Here is a 16,946-nt window from a genome sequence, read left to right as displayed (position 1 = left end):
GCCGAGGCGCCGACGAGCGGCCCACCGGCCCGGGTGATGGTGCCGCCACCGGGCCGTCGGAGGGAGCCGGAGCTTCCGGTGACCGCGGCCGTCGACAGCACACCCGCTGGTCCCGGTGGGCGGGACGCCGCCGGGACCGTCGGGGCGAGCCGGAGCTGCCGGTGACCGCGGTCGCCGAGAGCACCCGAGCCGACCGGGCCTGACGCCAGGACCACCGCACCGGCGGCCCGACCGCCGAACACGATGGCCCAACCACCAAGCCGACGGCCGGCAGTCGACCCAGGCAGCCGGAACAGCGAGCCCAGTGGCCGACTCGCCGAACCACCAAGCCCAGCAGCCGAACCGCCAAGCCGGGCGGCACCGAACCGTCGAGCCCGGTAGCCACACCACCGAGTCCGGCTGCCGAATCGCCGGACCGGAAGGCCGAACCACCAAGCCCAGCAACCGAACCGCCAAGCCGGACGGCGCCGAACCGTCGAGCCCGGTAGCCACACCACCGAGTCCGGCGGCCGACCCACCAGCCCCGGTGACCGGAACCGACCGGCCCGACCCGAGGGCCGGAACCGCTCGGCTCGCCGGCCGACCCGCCGCCCGGGTCCAAGCGGCCGACCACCACTGGCTCCCGTCGATCCGACCACCCTCGGCCCACCACCGGGCCCCGCCTACGAGCCCGGCAAGCGGCCCAGCCACCGAAATCACTGGATCCGACCGGCGCCCGGCGGACCGGTGTGCCGCCAGCGTGACCCGGCGGTGACTCCGCCGACCACCACCGCAGTGGTCCGGCGGCGGTGGCCCACCGGCCCGGACCGGCGACGTCGAATCGCCACCGGAACCGGTGCCACACGGCAAGGCGGCAAGGCGACTACGCGCACAGGCCCCCAGGCGGCCGCGGGCACTGGACCCGCGCCCGGCCCCCAAGGCAACCGGAACCGACGCACCCACCAGCCCTCGCCCGAGCCGAACCCGCGCCGACCAAGGCCGAGCCGGTGCCGACCAACGCCCGTCCCCCGACCGGAAGCCACGCCCGTCCGAGCCCACGACAACGGTGTCCGGCTCAGCCGTCGTCGGCGCGGCGCGCGGTGCGCCCGGATATCTGCACCCGGTCGATCGTGCCGGTGGCCGGATCGCGGTGGAACCGGCCGCCGGGTTCGACACGCCCGGTGGCCGGATCGCGCAGATCGCAGGACAGGTCGGCGTAGCAGACCAGCGGAAGGGGCAGGTCCCCGTCGACGGACAGGGCCGGCGTGCCGTCAGGTCCGGGCGCGACGCGATAGGTCGTGGTGCCGTTGCGGTAGGTGCCCACGCAGTCGGGCAGGCCGACGGGACGGCCCCGGTCCGCGGCGAGCACGTCGGCGGGCACCCGGATGCCGGTGAGCCCGGCCAGGTCCTCGGTGAGCTCGCGCCAGAGAGCGGTGGCGCCCCCGGCATTGCCCGTGAAGGCCACCACGATTCCGCTCTCCGGGTCGGCCCGCAGATGGCAGGACGTGCCCTGGGCGTTGCCGTCGTGGCCGCACCACACCCTGCCGTCCCGCTGGTACAGGGCGAGTCCGGCACCCCAGCCGTCGGCGAGCGTCCCCGGATCGGCGGCGGTCTCGGCCCGGCGCATCTCCTTGGCGACGGCGGGCGGCAGCAGGTCCGAGCGGCCGGTCAGCGCGTTGCCGAAGGCGACGAGGTCCAGGGCGCTCGCGAGCAGCGCACCGGCGGGCGCCTCCAGCGGTGCCAGGTTCTGCCGGGCGGCGACGGCCTGCCCGGTGGCGGTGTTGACGGCGTGCCCCGCAGCCACGGGACGCACGGGCGCGGCGTCGCCGATGAACGCGGGCCGGACACCGAGGGGTTCGAGAAGCAGTACCCGCACGGCCTCGGGCCAGGGCATGCCGGTGACCGTCTCCACCAGCCGTCCGGCGGCGACGTAGCCGGCGTTGGAGTAGGAGAAGTCGGTCCCGGGCGTGAACAGCAGGTCCCGGGCGGTGCAGACGGCCGTCAGGTAGCGCGTGGGGGTGGTCGCGGCGGCGGTGTCGGAGTCGGGTCCTGTCGGCAACCCGCCGGTATGAGCCAGGAGTTGACGGACAGTCACGTGCGGGGTTCCGGCCAGCTCGGCCACGTACTCGGCGGCCGGCTCGTCCAGGTCGAGGTCGCCGTCGTCGGCCAGGAGCATGACGAGCGCGGCGGTGAAGGGCTTGGTCAGCGACCCCAGCGGAACCGCGGTGTCCGCGGTGAAGGGGCTGCCGGTGGTGACGTCGGCGGTGCCGGTGTGCACGGCGACGACGCCGCTGCCGATGTCCAGGGCGAGTTGGGCGCCGGGCACCCGGTGGGTGTGGGCCAGGTCGTCGAGACGGTCTTGCAGCTCACGGCTCAACAGCGACGGCGCCCGGAGGGCGACCGGAGCGGCGGGGATGGTGTACGGCATGAGAAGGGGACTCCCGTTGGTGGGTCTCATGTGCGGGTGTGCGATCCGGCCCGGGCACGAGCGGTGCGGGCCGGCCGGAGGCGCTGCGCGCGCCGGGGGCTACGGTCTGGCGACCTCGACGGGCAGATGTCGTACGCCGATGAGGACGGCCGGGTTCTGGTAGACGATGTCCTCGCAGGAGGGGATCACCAGTTTGCGGAACCGTTCATGCAACATGTGAAGAGCGATCCGCGCTTCCAGCCGGGCCAGCGGCGCGCCGAAACAGAAGTGGATGCCGTGCCCGAAGGTCAAGTGCGGGTTGGGACTTCGGGTCACGTCGAAGACGTCGGGGTCGGCGAAGCGGGCGGGATCCCGGTTGGCGGCGCCGAGATGGGCCATCAGCATCGTGTCGGCCGGAATCTCGTGGCCGCCGAGGACCACGGGCCGGGTGACCCTGCGGCCCAGTTCGGGGAAGGGCGGCAGCCAGCGCAGGACCTCCTCGACGGCGGCCGGGACGCGCGTGGGGTCGGCGCGCAGCGCGGCATCCGCGTCGGGGTGCTTCTCGAAGGTGACGATCGCGTTGCCCAGCAGCGCGGTCGTGGTGATGTGCCCGGCCACGAGGAGCAAGGCCACGAAGCCGACCATCTCCTGGTCGCGAAGGCGGACCCCGTCGACCTCGGCGGCGATAAGTCTGCTGGTGAGGTCGTCCCCGGGGTGGGCGCGGCGGGCACGGATGTGCTCCAGCATGTAGCCGTTCATCTCGCGCACGGTGGGGGCGATGGCTTCCAGCGCCCGCTCCAGGTCGCCCATGTCGGGCGCCTCGCCGAGCTGGTCGCCGCCGAAGAGGACGCTCGCCCACTCCTGGAAGAGCCGGTGCTCTTCCGCGGGAATGCCGAGCAGTTCGGCGATCACGATGATCGGCAAGGGGTAGGCCAACGTGTCGACCAGGTCGAAGCGGTCGCGGTCGGCCACGGCGTCGAGGAGCCGGGCACAGACGGCCTCGATGCGGGGCTCAAGTCCTTGTACGACGCGCGGGGTGAACGCCTGGCTCACCAGGGTGCGGAGCTTGCGGTGTTCCGGCGGGTCCATGCCGACGAAGTTCCCTTGGGTAAAGGTCTCGAAGTCGGACTGGGTCGGTGCGAGGGTGGAGAGCTCCGAGGAGTACGTCGCCGGGTCGGCGAGCACGGCGGAGACGGTCTCGTGATCAAGCACCTGCCAGACGCGTTGGGTCTCGTCGTACCGCACCGGCCCCGTCTCGCGTAAGCGCCGCCAGCGGTCGGGTAACTCCTCCAAGAGGGGTCGCTCGCCGGTCGGTTGCTTGCTGATCACCTTGTCTCCCTTGCTAGCGGCTGGCGCGTGCGGGCACGGTGGAGTCACGCGCACAGGGGTGTGGTGGGCCGGGTCGGCCAGGGTTGGGCGGCCCCGGGCACGGCTGTGCCACTGCCGCCTGGACCCGAACCCGTACCTGCTGCCCGTACCTGCTGCCCGCACCTGCTACCTGGGCCTGGACGAGAACGGCACGTGGTCCGCGGGGCCCGCGTACGGCAGGACGGGACAGTCAATCGGCGTCAGTCCGACGCCAAGGCGGCCTCGCGGCCTTCAACACATGCGGTACATGCGGTGCAGGATGCCGCGGCGGCCGCGTGGCCGACCACAGCCCCGCAGCCTGCCCAGCCGTGCGGTGCGCAAACCCGACATAACCCATCCCCCTCGGCGATACCCCCGCGTACCGGATACGCGGGGCCCTCCCAGCTCCTGGACGGACGACGGACCCCCAGTCCCGGCCGTTCGAAACGGGTGTGAGAGTACGCAATCGCAGCGCGTCCCATGCTGCGATCGACATGATGCGCCCCTACGAACACCTTCGTTTCGATGGAACTCGGCCACAGTCTTCACGGGGAGTCACGCGCAAGCAACCCCCTGAGGTTGAACGGAAAGTATCCCACCGGTGCTTTTGCGTCACCGCCCGGCCAGTTCGTCCGGCCGGCCGCACAACAAGGCCGACCGCCGATGTCGCACCGCCGCGTGTGCCCCGGCAACCCATCCGCAAACCGAACTGTGCGGAAAAGACCACGGCCAGCGCGTGGACGGGCACGCCGAACGCCCCGGAGACGGGCCGAGTGGACGCCCCGCCGCGCCGTCGCCATACCGGCCCGGATCTCTCCTGATCTGGGGTGATGATTTGGCCAGCGGACGCTCCGGGCCCCGCCGACGGGCCGGTGGCACAACACGCCACGGGCGTACCCGATCCACGGCCGACGCGCCCCGGTCGGCTATGCGCCACCGCCGGATCGCTCACCCACACCACAACCGGACGGAACGGCGGGTCTCCCCCAACGTAGAGATTCCGCCATTCGGCGAGCGTTTGCGCAACCGGCCAACTGGTGTTCGTCCCCAGTGCCATACGTCGAGCCCGGCCCTCGGGTGGAAGGACCGGGCTCGGCTGTCGGTGGGCGCTGTCCGCGCCGCGTCAGCGGTGGATGGTGGATCAGCACCTGACCACCCAGTGGTGGGAGCGGAGCCGGGCTCCGGTGGTTCCGTTGGTGTTGCCGCATCACACGTCGGTCGTCGGACCAGCGAGCCCCGGGCCCGGCGGCGGCCCATCTGGTCCTTCTTCTCCAGGATGCTGTGCGGAATTGGCGCCGGCGCAGGTAGATCCGTATACGACGGCAGCTGTACGCCTTATCGGCGTTCAGCGCATCCGGGCGCGTGGCCGCCGCCCCGGCGAGGAACTCGGACCTCGGCCATGACTTGCTCGAACATGCTCCCGTCGGTAGCCGACGTCCGCCACGATGACGATGTGCGGTTCACCCGGCGCCCACTGCCCCCGCCGCGACGAGCCGTTCGACAACGCCGCGGAGCTGGTCGGCGGTATCCGCGGTGGCGTCGTCGGCCGGTCCCAGACGGACCGCGTCCAGGATCTGCGTCCACGAGGTGGCGCCCATCTCCAGCACCGCGACGAACGAGTACGGCCAGCCGGGAATGAACTGCGAGGCCGTCTCGCCCGGCCGTAGACGTGGCAGAACAGCCGGTCCGGCGGGCAAGGAGCGTCCGACCGCAGCCGGTCGGTATCGATCCGGCCCTGGTCAAGTCCGTCGTACTCGCACCGTGTGCACGGCGGTGTTCGGGCAGGAGCGTCAGCTCGACTGCCGAGTGCACCGCGCCGGGCGCACACAGCACCGCGTCCGCCAGCTCGCGCAGCTCATCACCACGTCCGGTCAGACGCGCGTATGACTCGTCCCGGAAGCGTGGCACTCCTCCTGCCGCGGCTTCAGGCAGCATCCCCACCCTCACGACCGTCGTCTCGTTCAGCGCGCCTTGATCGGAGTACATGATCAGACGAAGGCCGCCCCAGCGTCAGGAGAATGCCCAGGTGAGCGGCATAGTTCGAGTACCTTCTCGACACTGGGAGGTCGAATAGGTTCGCTACGCAGGCGCAGTCGATGAGTTTGGGCGGCGATAGGAGTCTGATGGAGGACACCCGATCTCTGGAGGCCGCCCTATGACTGAACCACACGTTTCGGAAACCCGGAAAGCTCTGGAACGGGCGATCCACGTCGAGCGGTTGGCGCTCGCTCAGGACCTCGCCGAACTCAGCGAGGCTCAGTGGGCGAAAGCATCACTGTGTGAACGCTGGACCGTGGAGGAGGTCGTAGCCCATCTGACGGCAGGCGCCGGCACGAGGATGTGGCGCTGGCTGCTGAGCATGCTGGCCGCGCGGTTCGACCCCGATCTGCACAACGACCGACGACTCGCAAAGCACCGTGGTGCTACCCCCGAAGAGACCCTGCGGCGATTTCGCGAAGTTGTCGCCGGGCCCGCCGGGCCGACAGGACATACTGCGGCCTGGCTGGGCGAAATAGTCGTCCACAGCGAGGACATCCGCCGACCATTGGGTCTCGTGCGGACACCCCCGGTGGCCACGACGACCGCCGTGGCCCGGTTCTTCGCCGGCCGCGATTTCACTGTCGCGAGCAACACTGCGATCGCGGGCTTGCGGGTCGAGGCCACAGACGGACCGTTCACGACCGGATCGGGCGATCTGCTCCGGGGGCCAACGCTCTCGCTGGTAATGGGGATGGCAGGCCGCGCAGCAGCCTGCGAGGACCTTGAGGGGGACGGTGCGGCAGTCCTGCGCGCCCGACTGCGCTCAGGTTGAAGAACAACGGGCATGGACGAGGCGCTTGCCGCCCATACCGTCCAAGCCCCGCAAGGCCGCGGCATTCGGGCCTGCTGATCCGCGAACCGCGGCCGCTGCGCCTGGAGACCCTTGGCACCGTCCTGCCCCGGCTCACAGCCAAAGAGCCGGGGCCCCTCATGCGCCCCTTAGGGACGCGCCCCCTCCCCCTCCAGTCACCGCACCACTTCCCCTCATTTGCCGCCCGGACCTGGGAAGTTCACCTCCGCTGCCCGGCACCCATGTACGGGTTCACGCCAAAGGACACGGCTGCTTCGGCCGCCTTCAGCGTGTGCTCAGGCGTCACGCGGTGAAGCCGTCCACGAGGCACCGGAGGATTCCAGTCGTCTCCGCCGTACCGGGTTAGTTCGAGCACTCAGTGGATCAAAGGTACTGCTGACCTTCTTCACAACTGCTCGACAGGCGGTGCATCATTTCCACGCAAGCGCGAAGACTCGTCACGGCCGTCCTGGCCCTGGCCCTCTTGGTCGTGGCGGGCGTCGCCCCGGCCTGGGCAACCCCGCCCCGGGCCCGGCCGGCCACCACGGCCGCGGCCGTCACCCCCGAGAAGGCCAGGACGGCCGCCGATCTGCCCAAGCCGCCCAAGGCCATGACCCTGGCCGAGCGGCGCGCACAGGTCGCGAAAGAACAGCACGAACTGTCGCCGATGCGCGCCTACATGAACGCGCCCGACAGGAAGCCCGAAGGCACACCGCACAGCCACCCGGACCCGAGCCGGATGCGGCACGGCCCGGCCGCCGCCCCACCGCACCGCGCGGCCGACCCCCGCGCGGCGCCCGAGAACCCGGCGTGGGTGTCGGCCTGGGCCACCGCCTACCCGGGCAAGCTGTCGATCGGCGGCCAGGTCAAACTGCCCAAGCGGGGATCGACGTACAGCGGAATGTGGCTGTACGTCATGGACGAGGGCGGCGCCCCGGTCCACCAGCTGGAGATCAAGAAGGCCACGGACGACCCCAAGGGCGACACCCCGGACACCGGCGCCTGGTGCTACGACTGGTGGACGAGCAACTCCTACCCCACCGACCAGTGCTTCTGGTGGGCGGGCAACGAGCTGGGCGGCGGCCTGAAGGACGGGAAGAAGTACTACGCCTGGGTCTTCATGAACAGCGCCGACGGCTCATCGAGCCCAGGCGGGACCACGTCCCCGCTGGTGGAGGCGTTCTACACCCCGGACATCCCCGGCGCGCAGGCGGGCATCTGCGGCTGCTACGCGCAGGCGCACCGCGCCGATCCGGTCAACACCGCGACCGGCATGTTCTACCAACAGCTCACCGACGCCTCCTTGGTCAGCCCCGGTGTGCCCCTGGCCCTGGAGCGCACCTACCGCTCCGACTCCACCGCCACCGGACTGCTGGGGCGCGGCTGGGCGACGCCCTTCGACGCGAGACTCACCCTCGCGACGGGCAAGGTGACGTACCGGACGGCGGACGGCGCGTCGTTCGTGTTCACACAGGACAGCGACGGCACGTACACCGCCCCGGCCGGATCGACGGCCAAGCTGACCAAGAGCGGAAGCACCTACGCGGTCACCACCCCGGACCACACCAAGCGCACCTTCGGCAGCGGCGGCCAGCTCACCTCCGTGACCGACCGCGCGGGCAAGGGCCTCAGCCTGGCGTACGCGTCCGGCGGGCTCACCACCGTCAAGGACGCCGCGGGCCGCACCACCACCTTCACCACCGGCGCCGACGGACTGCTGTCCAAGGTGGAGCTGCCCGACGGGGGTTCGGTCGCGTACGAGTACGCCGGTGGCCTGCTGACCTCGGTGACCGACCCGGCGGGCCGGACCTCGTCGTACGCGTACGACGCGAACAAGCGCCTGACGTCCCTCACCGACCCGGCGGGCGGCAAGGTCACCAACGCCTACGACGGCGCGGGCCGCGTGAAGTCCCAGACCGACCAGAACGGCAAGACCACCGCGTTCACCTGGGACGGCAAGAAAAAGCAGGCGCATACCACGGCGCCCGACGGCGGCGTGTGGACCGACGTGTACTCCGGCAACGTCCTGATGGAGACCCTCGACCCGTACGGCAAGAGCATCACGTACGACTACGACCGCCAGTTGCGGCCCGTCACCATCACCGACCAGCGCGGCAACGCCACGACCATGACGTACGACAGCGCCGGTCGGATGCTCACCCGCAGCGCGCCCGCCGCGCTCGGACACAAGGAGAGCTGGACCTACGACGGCGCGGGCAACATCACCAGCACCACCGACGGCCGCGGCAACAAGACGACGTACGCGTACAACGCGTCGAACCAGCTTCAGACGGTGACCGACCCGTTGGGCGGCAAGACCACCTACACGCACACCCCGCTGGGTTCCCTCGCGACGGTGACGACGCCGCGCGGCAAGACCACGACGTACGGGTACGACGCGGCGGGCAACCGGACGTCGGTCACCACGCCGCTGGGTGAGAAGTCCACGTTCACGTACGACAAGGCCGGCCGGATCCTGTCCAGGACCGATCCGCGCGGCAACGTCGAGGGCGCCGACCCGGCCGCGTACACCACGAAGTACGCCTACGACGGACGGGGCCTGCTCACCTCGGCCACCGATCCGCTGGGCCGCACCACGACCTACACGTACGACGGCGCCGAGCAGCTGACCTCCGCGCGCAACCCGGCGGGCGACACCACCACCTTCGCCTACGACGACGCCGGGCACCTGACCCGGACCACCGACCCGTCCGGCAAGTCCGTCACGCGTACCTACGACGCGGGCGGACGTCTGGCCTCCGAGACCGACGCCGTCGGCGGCAAGACCACGTACACCTACGACAAGGTGGGCCGCCTGCTCCGCAGCGTCACGCCGCGCGGCAACGCCACCGGGGCGGACCCGGCCGCCCACACCACCAGTTACGCCTACGACGCGGCGGGCAACCGCACCAAGGTCACCGATCCGACCGGCGCAGCCACCAGCACGACCTACGACGCCGTCAACCGGCCGCTCGTGGTCACCGACCCGCTGGGCCGCACCACCGGCTACGCCTACGACGCCAATGACAACGTCACCAAGGTCACCGACGCCGCCGGAAAGACGACCACCTCCGGCTACGACAAGAACAACCGGCGCACGAGCAGCACCGACCAGCTGGGCAAGACCACCACCTACGCCTACGACGCCGATGGCAACCTGCTCAGCCGCACCTCCCCGCTCGGGCACAGGACGAGCTGGACCTACGACGGCGACGGCCGACAGGCCACCGCGGTCGACCCCCGCGGCAACGCCACCGGCGCCGACCCCGCCCGGTACACGACCACCTACGGCTACGACCCGGCGGGCAACCCGACCACGGTCACCGACCCGCTCGGTGGCGTGAGCACCACGGACTACGACGCGGCGGACAACGTCACCCGGCGCACCGACGCCGACCGGCGCGTCACCAGCTACGGCTACGACAAGCTGGACCAGCTGACCGAGGTCACCGCTCCCGGCGGCGCCGTCACCGCCTACGGCCACGACAAGGCCGGGAACATCAGCCGGCGCACCGACGCGAAGGGCCGCGTCACCACGTACGGCTACGACGCGGCACGCCAACTCACGTCGGTCACCGACCCGTTGGAGCGCGTGACGTCGTACGCGTACGACGCCGACGGGAACCTCGCCGAGAAGACCACGCCCCGCGGCACCACCACCCACACCTACGACCCGCGCGGCCTGCTCACCAAGGTCGACTACTCCGACTCCACACCCGACGTGACCTTCGGCTACGACGCGACCGGCCGCATGGTCTCACGGGCGAACGCGAAAATCTCCGAGGACTTCGGCTACGACGCCGTCGGCAACCTCACCAGGACCCGCGGCTTCGCCTACACCTACGACGCGGCCGGGCAGATGCTCACCCGCAAGTACTCCGACGGCAACACCAGCACGTACACCTACGACAACGACGGCCGGACCGCGACGATGGCGGCCGACGGCAAGACCACCACGTACGCCTGGGACCCGGCGGGCCGGCTCACCAGGTCCGCGCTGCCCAACACCGAGACCGAGGAACGCGCCTACGACCGCGCGGGCCGCCTCACGGCCGTCACCGCCACCAAGGGCGACACGACGGTCACCAAGACCGCGCTCGCCCTCTCCCCGGCGGGCCTGCCCACTCGCGTCGACGTCACCCGCGCCGGGGTCGGCACCGGCGGCTGGGACCTGGACTACGACGCGGCCGGACGCCTCACCTCCGGCTGCTTCCCCCAGCCCTGGGCCGACGGCTGCGCCGCCAACCGTGCCACGTCCTACACGTACGACAAGGTCGGCAACCGCCTGACCTCCACCCTGGGCACGGAAGCGACCAGCTACACCTACGACGCGGCCGACCAGCTCACCTCCGCCACCACCGGCACCACGACCACTGCCTACGACTACGACGCCGAGGGCAACCAGACCAAGGCGGGCGCGGACACCTACGGCTACGACCTGGCCGGACAGATCTCCGCCGCCACCGTCGCGGGCGCCTCCTACACCTACGACCACGACGCGAGCGGCAACCAGGTCACCGCCGCCAAGGACGGCACGGTCACCAGCCGCACCCAGTGGGATCCCAACGGGGCCCTGCCGATCCTGGCCACCGAGTACGACAGCGACTGGAAGGTCAAGCAGTCCTACCGCTACGACCCGCTCGGCCAGCCCACGGCCACCAGGACGGGTGGCGCGGACCTCTTCTTCTACCACCACGACACCCAGGGCTCCCCGGTCGACGTCACCGGCAGCACCGGAACGCTCCACCAGCGTTGGGCCTACGACCCCTACGGCACCCGTGTGCTGGGCACGGTCACCGGCGGCGCCCCCGCCGGCACCCCGTCGTACACGGGCGCCCGCTACGAGGCCAGCACCGGCAACCTCGACCTGCACTCCCGCCAGTACGACACCACCACCGGCCGCTTCACCCGCCCCGACCCGGCCACACGGGACCAGTCGACCCCGTACGTCTCGCCGTACGCCTACGCCGACAACGCCCCCACCCTGTACACCGATCCCAGCGGGCTGACCCCGGTCCCGGGTGACGACGGCAACGGCAAGGTCGACAGCTTCCAGGAAGGGGCGCGGGTCTTCGGGAAGGGCTTCCTCCGGGGGCTCAAGGCGCCCTTCGACTTCTTCGGCGACGCGAAGGACGCGGTCACCGGCAAGAACGGCGGCGCCGGTGCCTTCGTCGACAAGTACCTGCCCATCCGTCCCGCCTACCGCCTCTACCGCAGCGAGCACCTCCTCCGGCAACAGGGCTGCGACGCGCTGGCGGACCTGTACGCCGAGGCGGCCGACGAACTCGTCCAGCAACTCGCCCTCACGGGCGTCGGCGGTCTGACCGGGTGGCGCAAGACAGCGGCGGCTCCGCGAGGCAAGGCGGAGAGCGTGATGGGCATTCCGCCCGTCTCGTCGTTCACCTGGGCCGGTGACAGCGTCCGCTACACGAAAACCGCCACGGCCATCGGCGACGACGCGAACACACTCCAGAACCTGCGACGTTCGAAGGGCACGTACGGCCACGACGTCATCGTCCACGGCAACAAGCAGGGGGAATTCATCGTCGACGGCAAGGTAACCCACCCCCAGCAGATCGCTGACCTGGTCAGGGAGAATCCCAACTACCACGGAGGTCCCATCCAACTGGTCACCTGCCACGGAGCCTGCCAGGCGGCCGGAGAAATCTCCAAGGCACTCGGTGGCGTGGAAGTGAGAAACGCGAGCGGCCATCAGGTCGACATCGATCCACGCACCGGAAGGGTCCGTGAGTGGCCGGAGGGTCCGCTGGGCGATCCCAAGTGAACCGGCCCGACAGCAGCCCGGAGTAGCGTGCAAAACACGTGTACGGGTGCGCCCGGGGCCGGGCCCCGGGCGCACCCCACACATACACACCCGCACTGATGTGATGACACCCACCACCGTCAGCGGCCCGTTCGACAGCTCGTTCCGGAAGGACGTTCCATGCGCCAGGTCACCCCGCTCGGCTTGTTCGGCGACAGCTCCAGCCAGTCCCATTTCATCGGCCGCGCGGACGAGATCCGTGAACTCTCCGGCCAACTGCCCGTGAACGAACGCGGACGCGTGGCGGAATACCTGCGGACGGCACCTGTGATCATCGCTCTCATGGGATTCACCGAGGACGTCGTGGGAACCGAGTTCTCCGTCATGGGCGGGTCGGCCCTGCACAGTGACGGAACCTTCTACTGGCGCCGCGACACGGCCGAGTACGTGGAGACCTACGGCACGGGCCTTCCCTCCGCATTCATGGAACACGGCGCCCGACTGGCATGGCGCGTGCCCTCCCTCACCGACGAAGAGGTACTGGAAATCGACGACTTCTTCATGTTCCTCCGCGCACGGACCAAAGGGACCAGCTGGTGATCCCTCTCAACCGCTCCCTGTCCCGGCACAGCGGGCGAGCTGGTTGACAGTTCCTCAGACGACAGACCACACCGAACTAAGGAGCACAGACATGCCCTTCCCTATACGCAACAGCATCACCCTTGGTTTAGCTGGAATGAGCTTAGCGGCCCTAGGCGTTGCGCCGGCGGATGCGACCTCCCAGGAAACAGCGCAGGCCATTCACCAAGAAGCTCGAAACTCGACAGGTGACGTGCGGGTAGTGGACGCGGAGGTGACGAGCAAGGGATTCCCCTTCAGTCTGACCAGGTTTTATCACTGGGATCCCGCAGCGGCGCCCGGGCTCCTGGGCAAGGGGTGGAAGCTCTCCCTTGAAGCGCGGATCGATGTCTCCACCGAGACGGTCGTCCTGCATGATGCGGACGGCACGAAGGTGACCTTCACCAAGCAGAGCGACGGCACCTACAGCGCGCCGGAGGGCACGCCGTACAAACTGTCGGCTACGAGCGACGGCTACCGCCTGACGCCGAACAACGACGGACCGGTGCGGAACTTCGACCAGGCCGGACGTCTGACCACGGTCGTGAACCGAAGTGGAGATGGCCTCCATCTCGCCTACGCGTCGAACGGAGGGATAGCGTCAGTCTCTGATGCCGAGGGCCGTGTGGTCCGGTTCACGACGAGCAGCACGAGATTGTTGCTGAGGGTTACGTTGGCCGACGGCGGACGCGTCACCTATGTGTACACGAACAGTGGATATCTGACGCAAGTCGCAGATGTTCTCGGCCGAGTTCTGAGCTATACCTATGACTCGCAAGGTCGACTCATCACCCACTGAGTTCCAGAACTCAAGGGGACCGACACCTTCTCCCGGCGGAGAACGGTGCCGGTCATCCATCGACTTCGCACAGGTGCCCGATGCGGCGTTCCGTGTCGCCGTACCCGCTCCCGTGCTCTTGTGACGGCGTGCTCCGGTGCGGCTTCGCCATCTGACGGAGCCGCGCAGAGCACTGGATGGGCATAGACGCCCCTGGACGGTATCTACAACCTGTGCCATGTGGTGCCAAGTGAGGCACCGAAGGCAGACACACCGACAACGTTCGCGGACAGGGCAAGCTCCTCATCGCGTCGGGAGACGGGTTGACCGGCCACCCCGGTTAGGGTGTTGTACGTTGACATACCCCCGCGCCCGTGCCAAAGCTGCCCAGGGGCGTCGGCTGGTGGTAACACTTTCGGGTGTCTCATCCGGTAGCCGACAGAAGCCGTGGCTTTGGGTGAGGTTGTTCGCTGGCCAGTGCGAGACATTTCTTCGGTCAGCGTTCAGCGTTGCTGCCGAGGTGCCGTTGCAGGTCGATGTGCCGGAATTGGTAGACATGGCCGACTTGGCGCAGAACTCCGCGATGGTCGTGAGCATCTTGCAGGAATGCCATCAGTTCGCGGGGTAAACGACGACGCATTGCCAAGTAGGTCCGTGCGATCACGAGGTGGGGCCAGGTTGCCGCCGCCGTCCCGAGCATGGGAGCGATCGCCGCCCCGGTCATCACTCCCAACATGATCCTGGAGTCGATACCGACAGTAGCCGTGCTGGAGCCCAGCCCGAATTCGTCTCCGATCGGGGTCGCGAATACGAGCCCGAAGACAGCTCCGGTCACCGCTGCGAGGACGAGGCCCACCAGGAGGAATGCACGCCGGTCCGTGGTGAAGAGCCTCGACGCTCCGATGCCGGACCTCAGATCAGGCGTCCTGGATGTGAGTGCGCGCCCAGTCCCGTAGACGGCGACCATCAGGCCTCCGCACACCAGCCCGGCCAGCACCGCAGCGAGGAACTGGTCCTCGAACGGCCACCCGCCCACCGCTCCGCCTGTGAACCCCACCGCGAATCCGCCCACTTGCCGGCGAACACGTCGCCCGGTGACTTCCCCCGCGAGGCCGCCGCACAGCCCTCCGAGGAACACTCCGACCAGGTCGTAACCGATGAGGACCCAGCCCAGGGCTGTGGCCACGATGGCTGTCAGGCCCCACAAGCCACCGATGAGCCCCTCGCGTGGCCGCTGCGGGCCGGCACTCGCGGCAGCCGAACGCCTGAAGGGACGGAACACCAGGCATCCCAGCATGACCCCGACGAGACACCCCGCGACGGCATTGGTAGCCACGAAAAAGGACGCTGTCCCGTCGACGAGAAAAAAGACCAGTCCACCGACCGTGACGCCGACCAGACCGAACAGGAGGGCACTGACGGACCGCCCGTACGCGCGCATCCCCGTGATCGCGCCCGCTGTTCCGCTGGAGACGACGCTCAGTACCTTGACCGTCCCATAGTCGTAGTCGCCGACCGCACCCGCGGCCCCCCACCACAGAAGGCCGAGCACCAGCCCGCCCACGAGGCACTGAACTCCCCTTGGGACGGCTCGGCGTAGTTCCCACCAGGCCAGGTCGGGGCTGCCATGACAGTGCGATTCCTGGAAGCGGGCGAGAAAGACGAAGGCGCGCTGGGCCTGGGCGGCGCTCCAGCGGGACGGCTGTGGCCCGTCGGGGGCGTAGGCGGCGGGGATGAAGGACCGGAACAAGTGCTGTGCCACCGCGGCCCGGTCGGGGAAGGCCTGCCGGTCGCAGAGCTCGTCCGGGTGTGGCACGGGGTGTGAACGGCCGGTGCCGGGGCGGGGGTTGTAGATGGTGCGGGCGAGGAAGAGTCCCAGTGGGGTGCTCAGCGCCTGGCCGACCGGGCTGTCAGTACCCAGCTGGTCGATGACCGCGTTCCAGCGGGCCGCGCCGGGAGTGTGCGGTCCGCCCGCGTCGCGGTGCAGATAGGTGGCGACGCGTTCGGGGTCCGGGGGCAAGAGCTGAACGACGGCGGCGCCGTTGAGGCGGAGTGTGGGCCCCTGGCCGCTCACTGCGGCCCGGTAGGCAGTGGAACGGGCGGCCAGCACCAGCGGCCGACGGGCAGGTAAGGCCCGGTTGAGAGCGTCCAGGGCGAGGGGGTGCAGATGCTCGGGAAGTTCGTCAGCCGCGGAAGGATCCTCCATGACTCCATGTACGCTGCACGGTGACAGCACCGAGTCCAGGGTATTGACCGCCTGCGGCCAGATCGCCCCCGTCAGCGGTTCACGGGCCGGACGAGCTGTCGCCGAGCTGGCCGAACGCGGCGTCCACGCGGTGGGCGTGGATCCCAGTCAGTGGATGCTGGCGGCGGCCCGCCAACGGTGGCCGGAGTCCGAGTTCCGTCAGGCGGGGGCGGAGGATCTGCCGTTCGCCGACGGAAGCGTGCGCGGCTACCGTGCCGACAAGGTCTTCCACGTACTCCTGGAGCCAGAGCGCGCGGTGGCGGAGGCACGACGGGTTCTCTGCCCGGGCGGCAGGATCGTCCTGGTCGGTCAGGACTGGGACGCCATCATGATCGACTCGGATGACGCGGCGCTCACCCGCAGGATCGTGCACGCCCGCGCCGACCTCCTGGGCACGCCCCGCGCCGGCCGCCAGTACCGCAGCCTGCTTCTGGCCGGCGGCTTCGACGATGTCACGGTCGAGGTGCACACCAGTGTGTTCACCGACCCCGCGATGCTGTCGCTGCTCGCGAGACTCGCCGAGCCGGCCTGCGCCAGCGGCGCCGTCAGCCGTGACCAGGCGGACGAGTGGCTCGCCGAGCAGCGCCGACGCGCCGAGGCCGGCCACTTCCTCATCGCCATTCCGTTCTTCGTGGCCTCCGCTTCCGCTTAAGCGCCTGCGGGCGATATCGAGGCCGCTCTTCTTACCGCGTTCACCGTAGCCAGGTGGGGAGTTCACCTCACCGCCCCCGCCTCCCGGGTGCTCGGCGAAGGCGAAGTGCGCGTGCAGATATACGACGACGCGGCACCGCTGGACCCGCACGACACCGTCCGTGGAGGCACACGTTTGCGGTCCAAAGAAGGACGCCCGTCATCCGATGGGGAACGCAGGTGCAAGGCCTGCCGGGGCGCTCGCGAACGGTGGCCCCCGTCCCACCAGGACAGGGGCAATCACCGTTCCGCCGCACGACCGGGCAGCGCTGGGCGGCCGCCCGTCGG

Annotated in this window: 8 protein-coding genes and 1 pseudogene; 5 read left to right on the top strand and 4 right to left on the bottom strand. The window is 69.8% G+C overall.

What is annotated here, in order from left to right; translation table 11 throughout:
* Window positions 1-1,054 precede the first annotated feature (1,054 nt).
* The 3 genes and pseudogenes from KKZ08_RS36285 to KKZ08_RS36270 all read right to left on the bottom strand — a co-directional run.
* Entirely contained in the window at window positions 1,055-2,407 is a 1,353-nt protein-coding gene (locus tag KKZ08_RS36285) for a serine hydrolase domain-containing protein (protein WP_223778477.1), read from the bottom strand.
* A gap of 99 nt (window positions 2,408-2,506) precedes the next feature.
* Window positions 2,507-3,715 (bottom strand): cytochrome P450, encoded by a 1,209-nt coding sequence (locus tag KKZ08_RS36280; protein ID WP_223778476.1) that lies wholly within the window; start codon window positions 3,713-3,715, stop codon window positions 2,507-2,509.
* 1,444 nt (window positions 3,716-5,159) lie between these two features.
* A pseudogene (locus KKZ08_RS36270) lies at window positions 5,160-5,668 on the bottom strand (transposase); the annotation flags it as partial.
* A gap of 220 nt (window positions 5,669-5,888) precedes the next feature.
* Here KKZ08_RS36270 and KKZ08_RS36265 point away from each other — a divergent pair.
* The 4 genes from KKZ08_RS36265 to KKZ08_RS36250 all read left to right on the top strand — a co-directional run bounded on the left by KKZ08_RS36265 (window position 5,889) and on the right by KKZ08_RS36250 (window position 13,744).
* Entirely contained in the window at window positions 5,889-6,545 is a 657-nt protein-coding gene (locus tag KKZ08_RS36265; RefSeq protein WP_223778475.1) for a maleylpyruvate isomerase family mycothiol-dependent enzyme, read from the top strand.
* A gap of 628 nt (window positions 6,546-7,173) precedes the next feature.
* Window positions 7,174-12,348: a DUF6531 domain-containing protein gene (locus KKZ08_RS36260; RefSeq protein ID WP_223779333.1), complete on the top strand. Its 5,175-nt coding sequence runs from the start codon at window positions 7,174-7,176 to the stop codon at window positions 12,346-12,348.
* 159 nt (window positions 12,349-12,507) lie between these two features.
* Complete coding sequence (locus KKZ08_RS36255; protein WP_223778474.1) at window positions 12,508-12,927, top strand: hypothetical protein; 420 nt, start codon at window positions 12,508-12,510, stop codon at window positions 12,925-12,927.
* Between the two features lie 91 nt (window positions 12,928-13,018).
* Entirely contained in the window at window positions 13,019-13,744 is a 726-nt protein-coding gene (locus tag KKZ08_RS36250; protein WP_223778473.1) for a DUF6531 domain-containing protein, read from the top strand.
* Between the two features lie 475 nt (window positions 13,745-14,219).
* Here the strand turns inward: KKZ08_RS36250 and KKZ08_RS36245 are convergent, their stop codons facing one another.
* Complete coding sequence (locus tag KKZ08_RS36245; protein ID WP_223778472.1) at window positions 14,220-15,929, bottom strand: hypothetical protein; 1,710 nt, start codon at window positions 15,927-15,929, stop codon at window positions 14,220-14,222.
* Between KKZ08_RS36245 and KKZ08_RS36240 the strand changes: the two genes are divergently transcribed.
* On the top strand, window positions 15,928-16,620 hold the full coding sequence (locus KKZ08_RS36240) for a methyltransferase domain-containing protein (protein ID WP_223778471.1): 693 nt from the start codon (window positions 15,928-15,930) through the stop codon (window positions 16,618-16,620). The two genes, KKZ08_RS36245 and KKZ08_RS36240, sit on opposite strands and share 2 nt — an antisense overlap.
* Window positions 16,621-16,946 lie beyond the last annotated feature (326 nt).

Origin of the sequence: Streptomyces sp. 135, from assembly GCF_020026305.1 — a bacterium.
In the GTDB taxonomy this organism is placed as follows: Bacteria; Actinomycetota; Actinomycetes; order Streptomycetales; family Streptomycetaceae; genus Streptomyces.
Note: the sequence above shows the minus strand (reverse complement) of the source record. Positions and strands in the feature narration are given on the sequence as shown.

What these genes read in the sequence shown, in the direction of transcription:
- KKZ08_RS36285 (WP_223778477.1), bottom strand. Translation starts at nt 2,407, where the DNA reads ATGCCGTACACCATCCCCGCCGCTCCGGTCGCCCTCCGGGCGCCGTCG.
- KKZ08_RS36265 (WP_223778475.1), top strand. Translation starts at nt 5,889, where the DNA reads ATGACTGAACCACACGTTTCGGAAACCCGGAAAGCTCTGGAACGGGCG.
- KKZ08_RS36260 (WP_223779333.1), top strand. Translation starts at nt 7,174, where the DNA reads ATGACCCTGGCCGAGCGGCGCGCACAGGTCGCGAAAGAACAGCACGAA.
- KKZ08_RS36255 (WP_223778474.1), top strand. Translation starts at nt 12,508, where the DNA reads ATGCGCCAGGTCACCCCGCTCGGCTTGTTCGGCGACAGCTCCAGCCAG.
- KKZ08_RS36250 (WP_223778473.1), top strand. Translation starts at nt 13,019, where the DNA reads ATGCCCTTCCCTATACGCAACAGCATCACCCTTGGTTTAGCTGGAATG.
- KKZ08_RS36240 (WP_223778471.1), top strand. Translation starts at nt 15,928, where the DNA reads ATGACTCCATGTACGCTGCACGGTGACAGCACCGAGTCCAGGGTATTG.
- KKZ08_RS36245 (WP_223778472.1), bottom strand. Translation starts at nt 15,929, where the DNA reads ATGGAGGATCCTTCCGCGGCTGACGAACTTCCCGAGCATCTGCACCCC.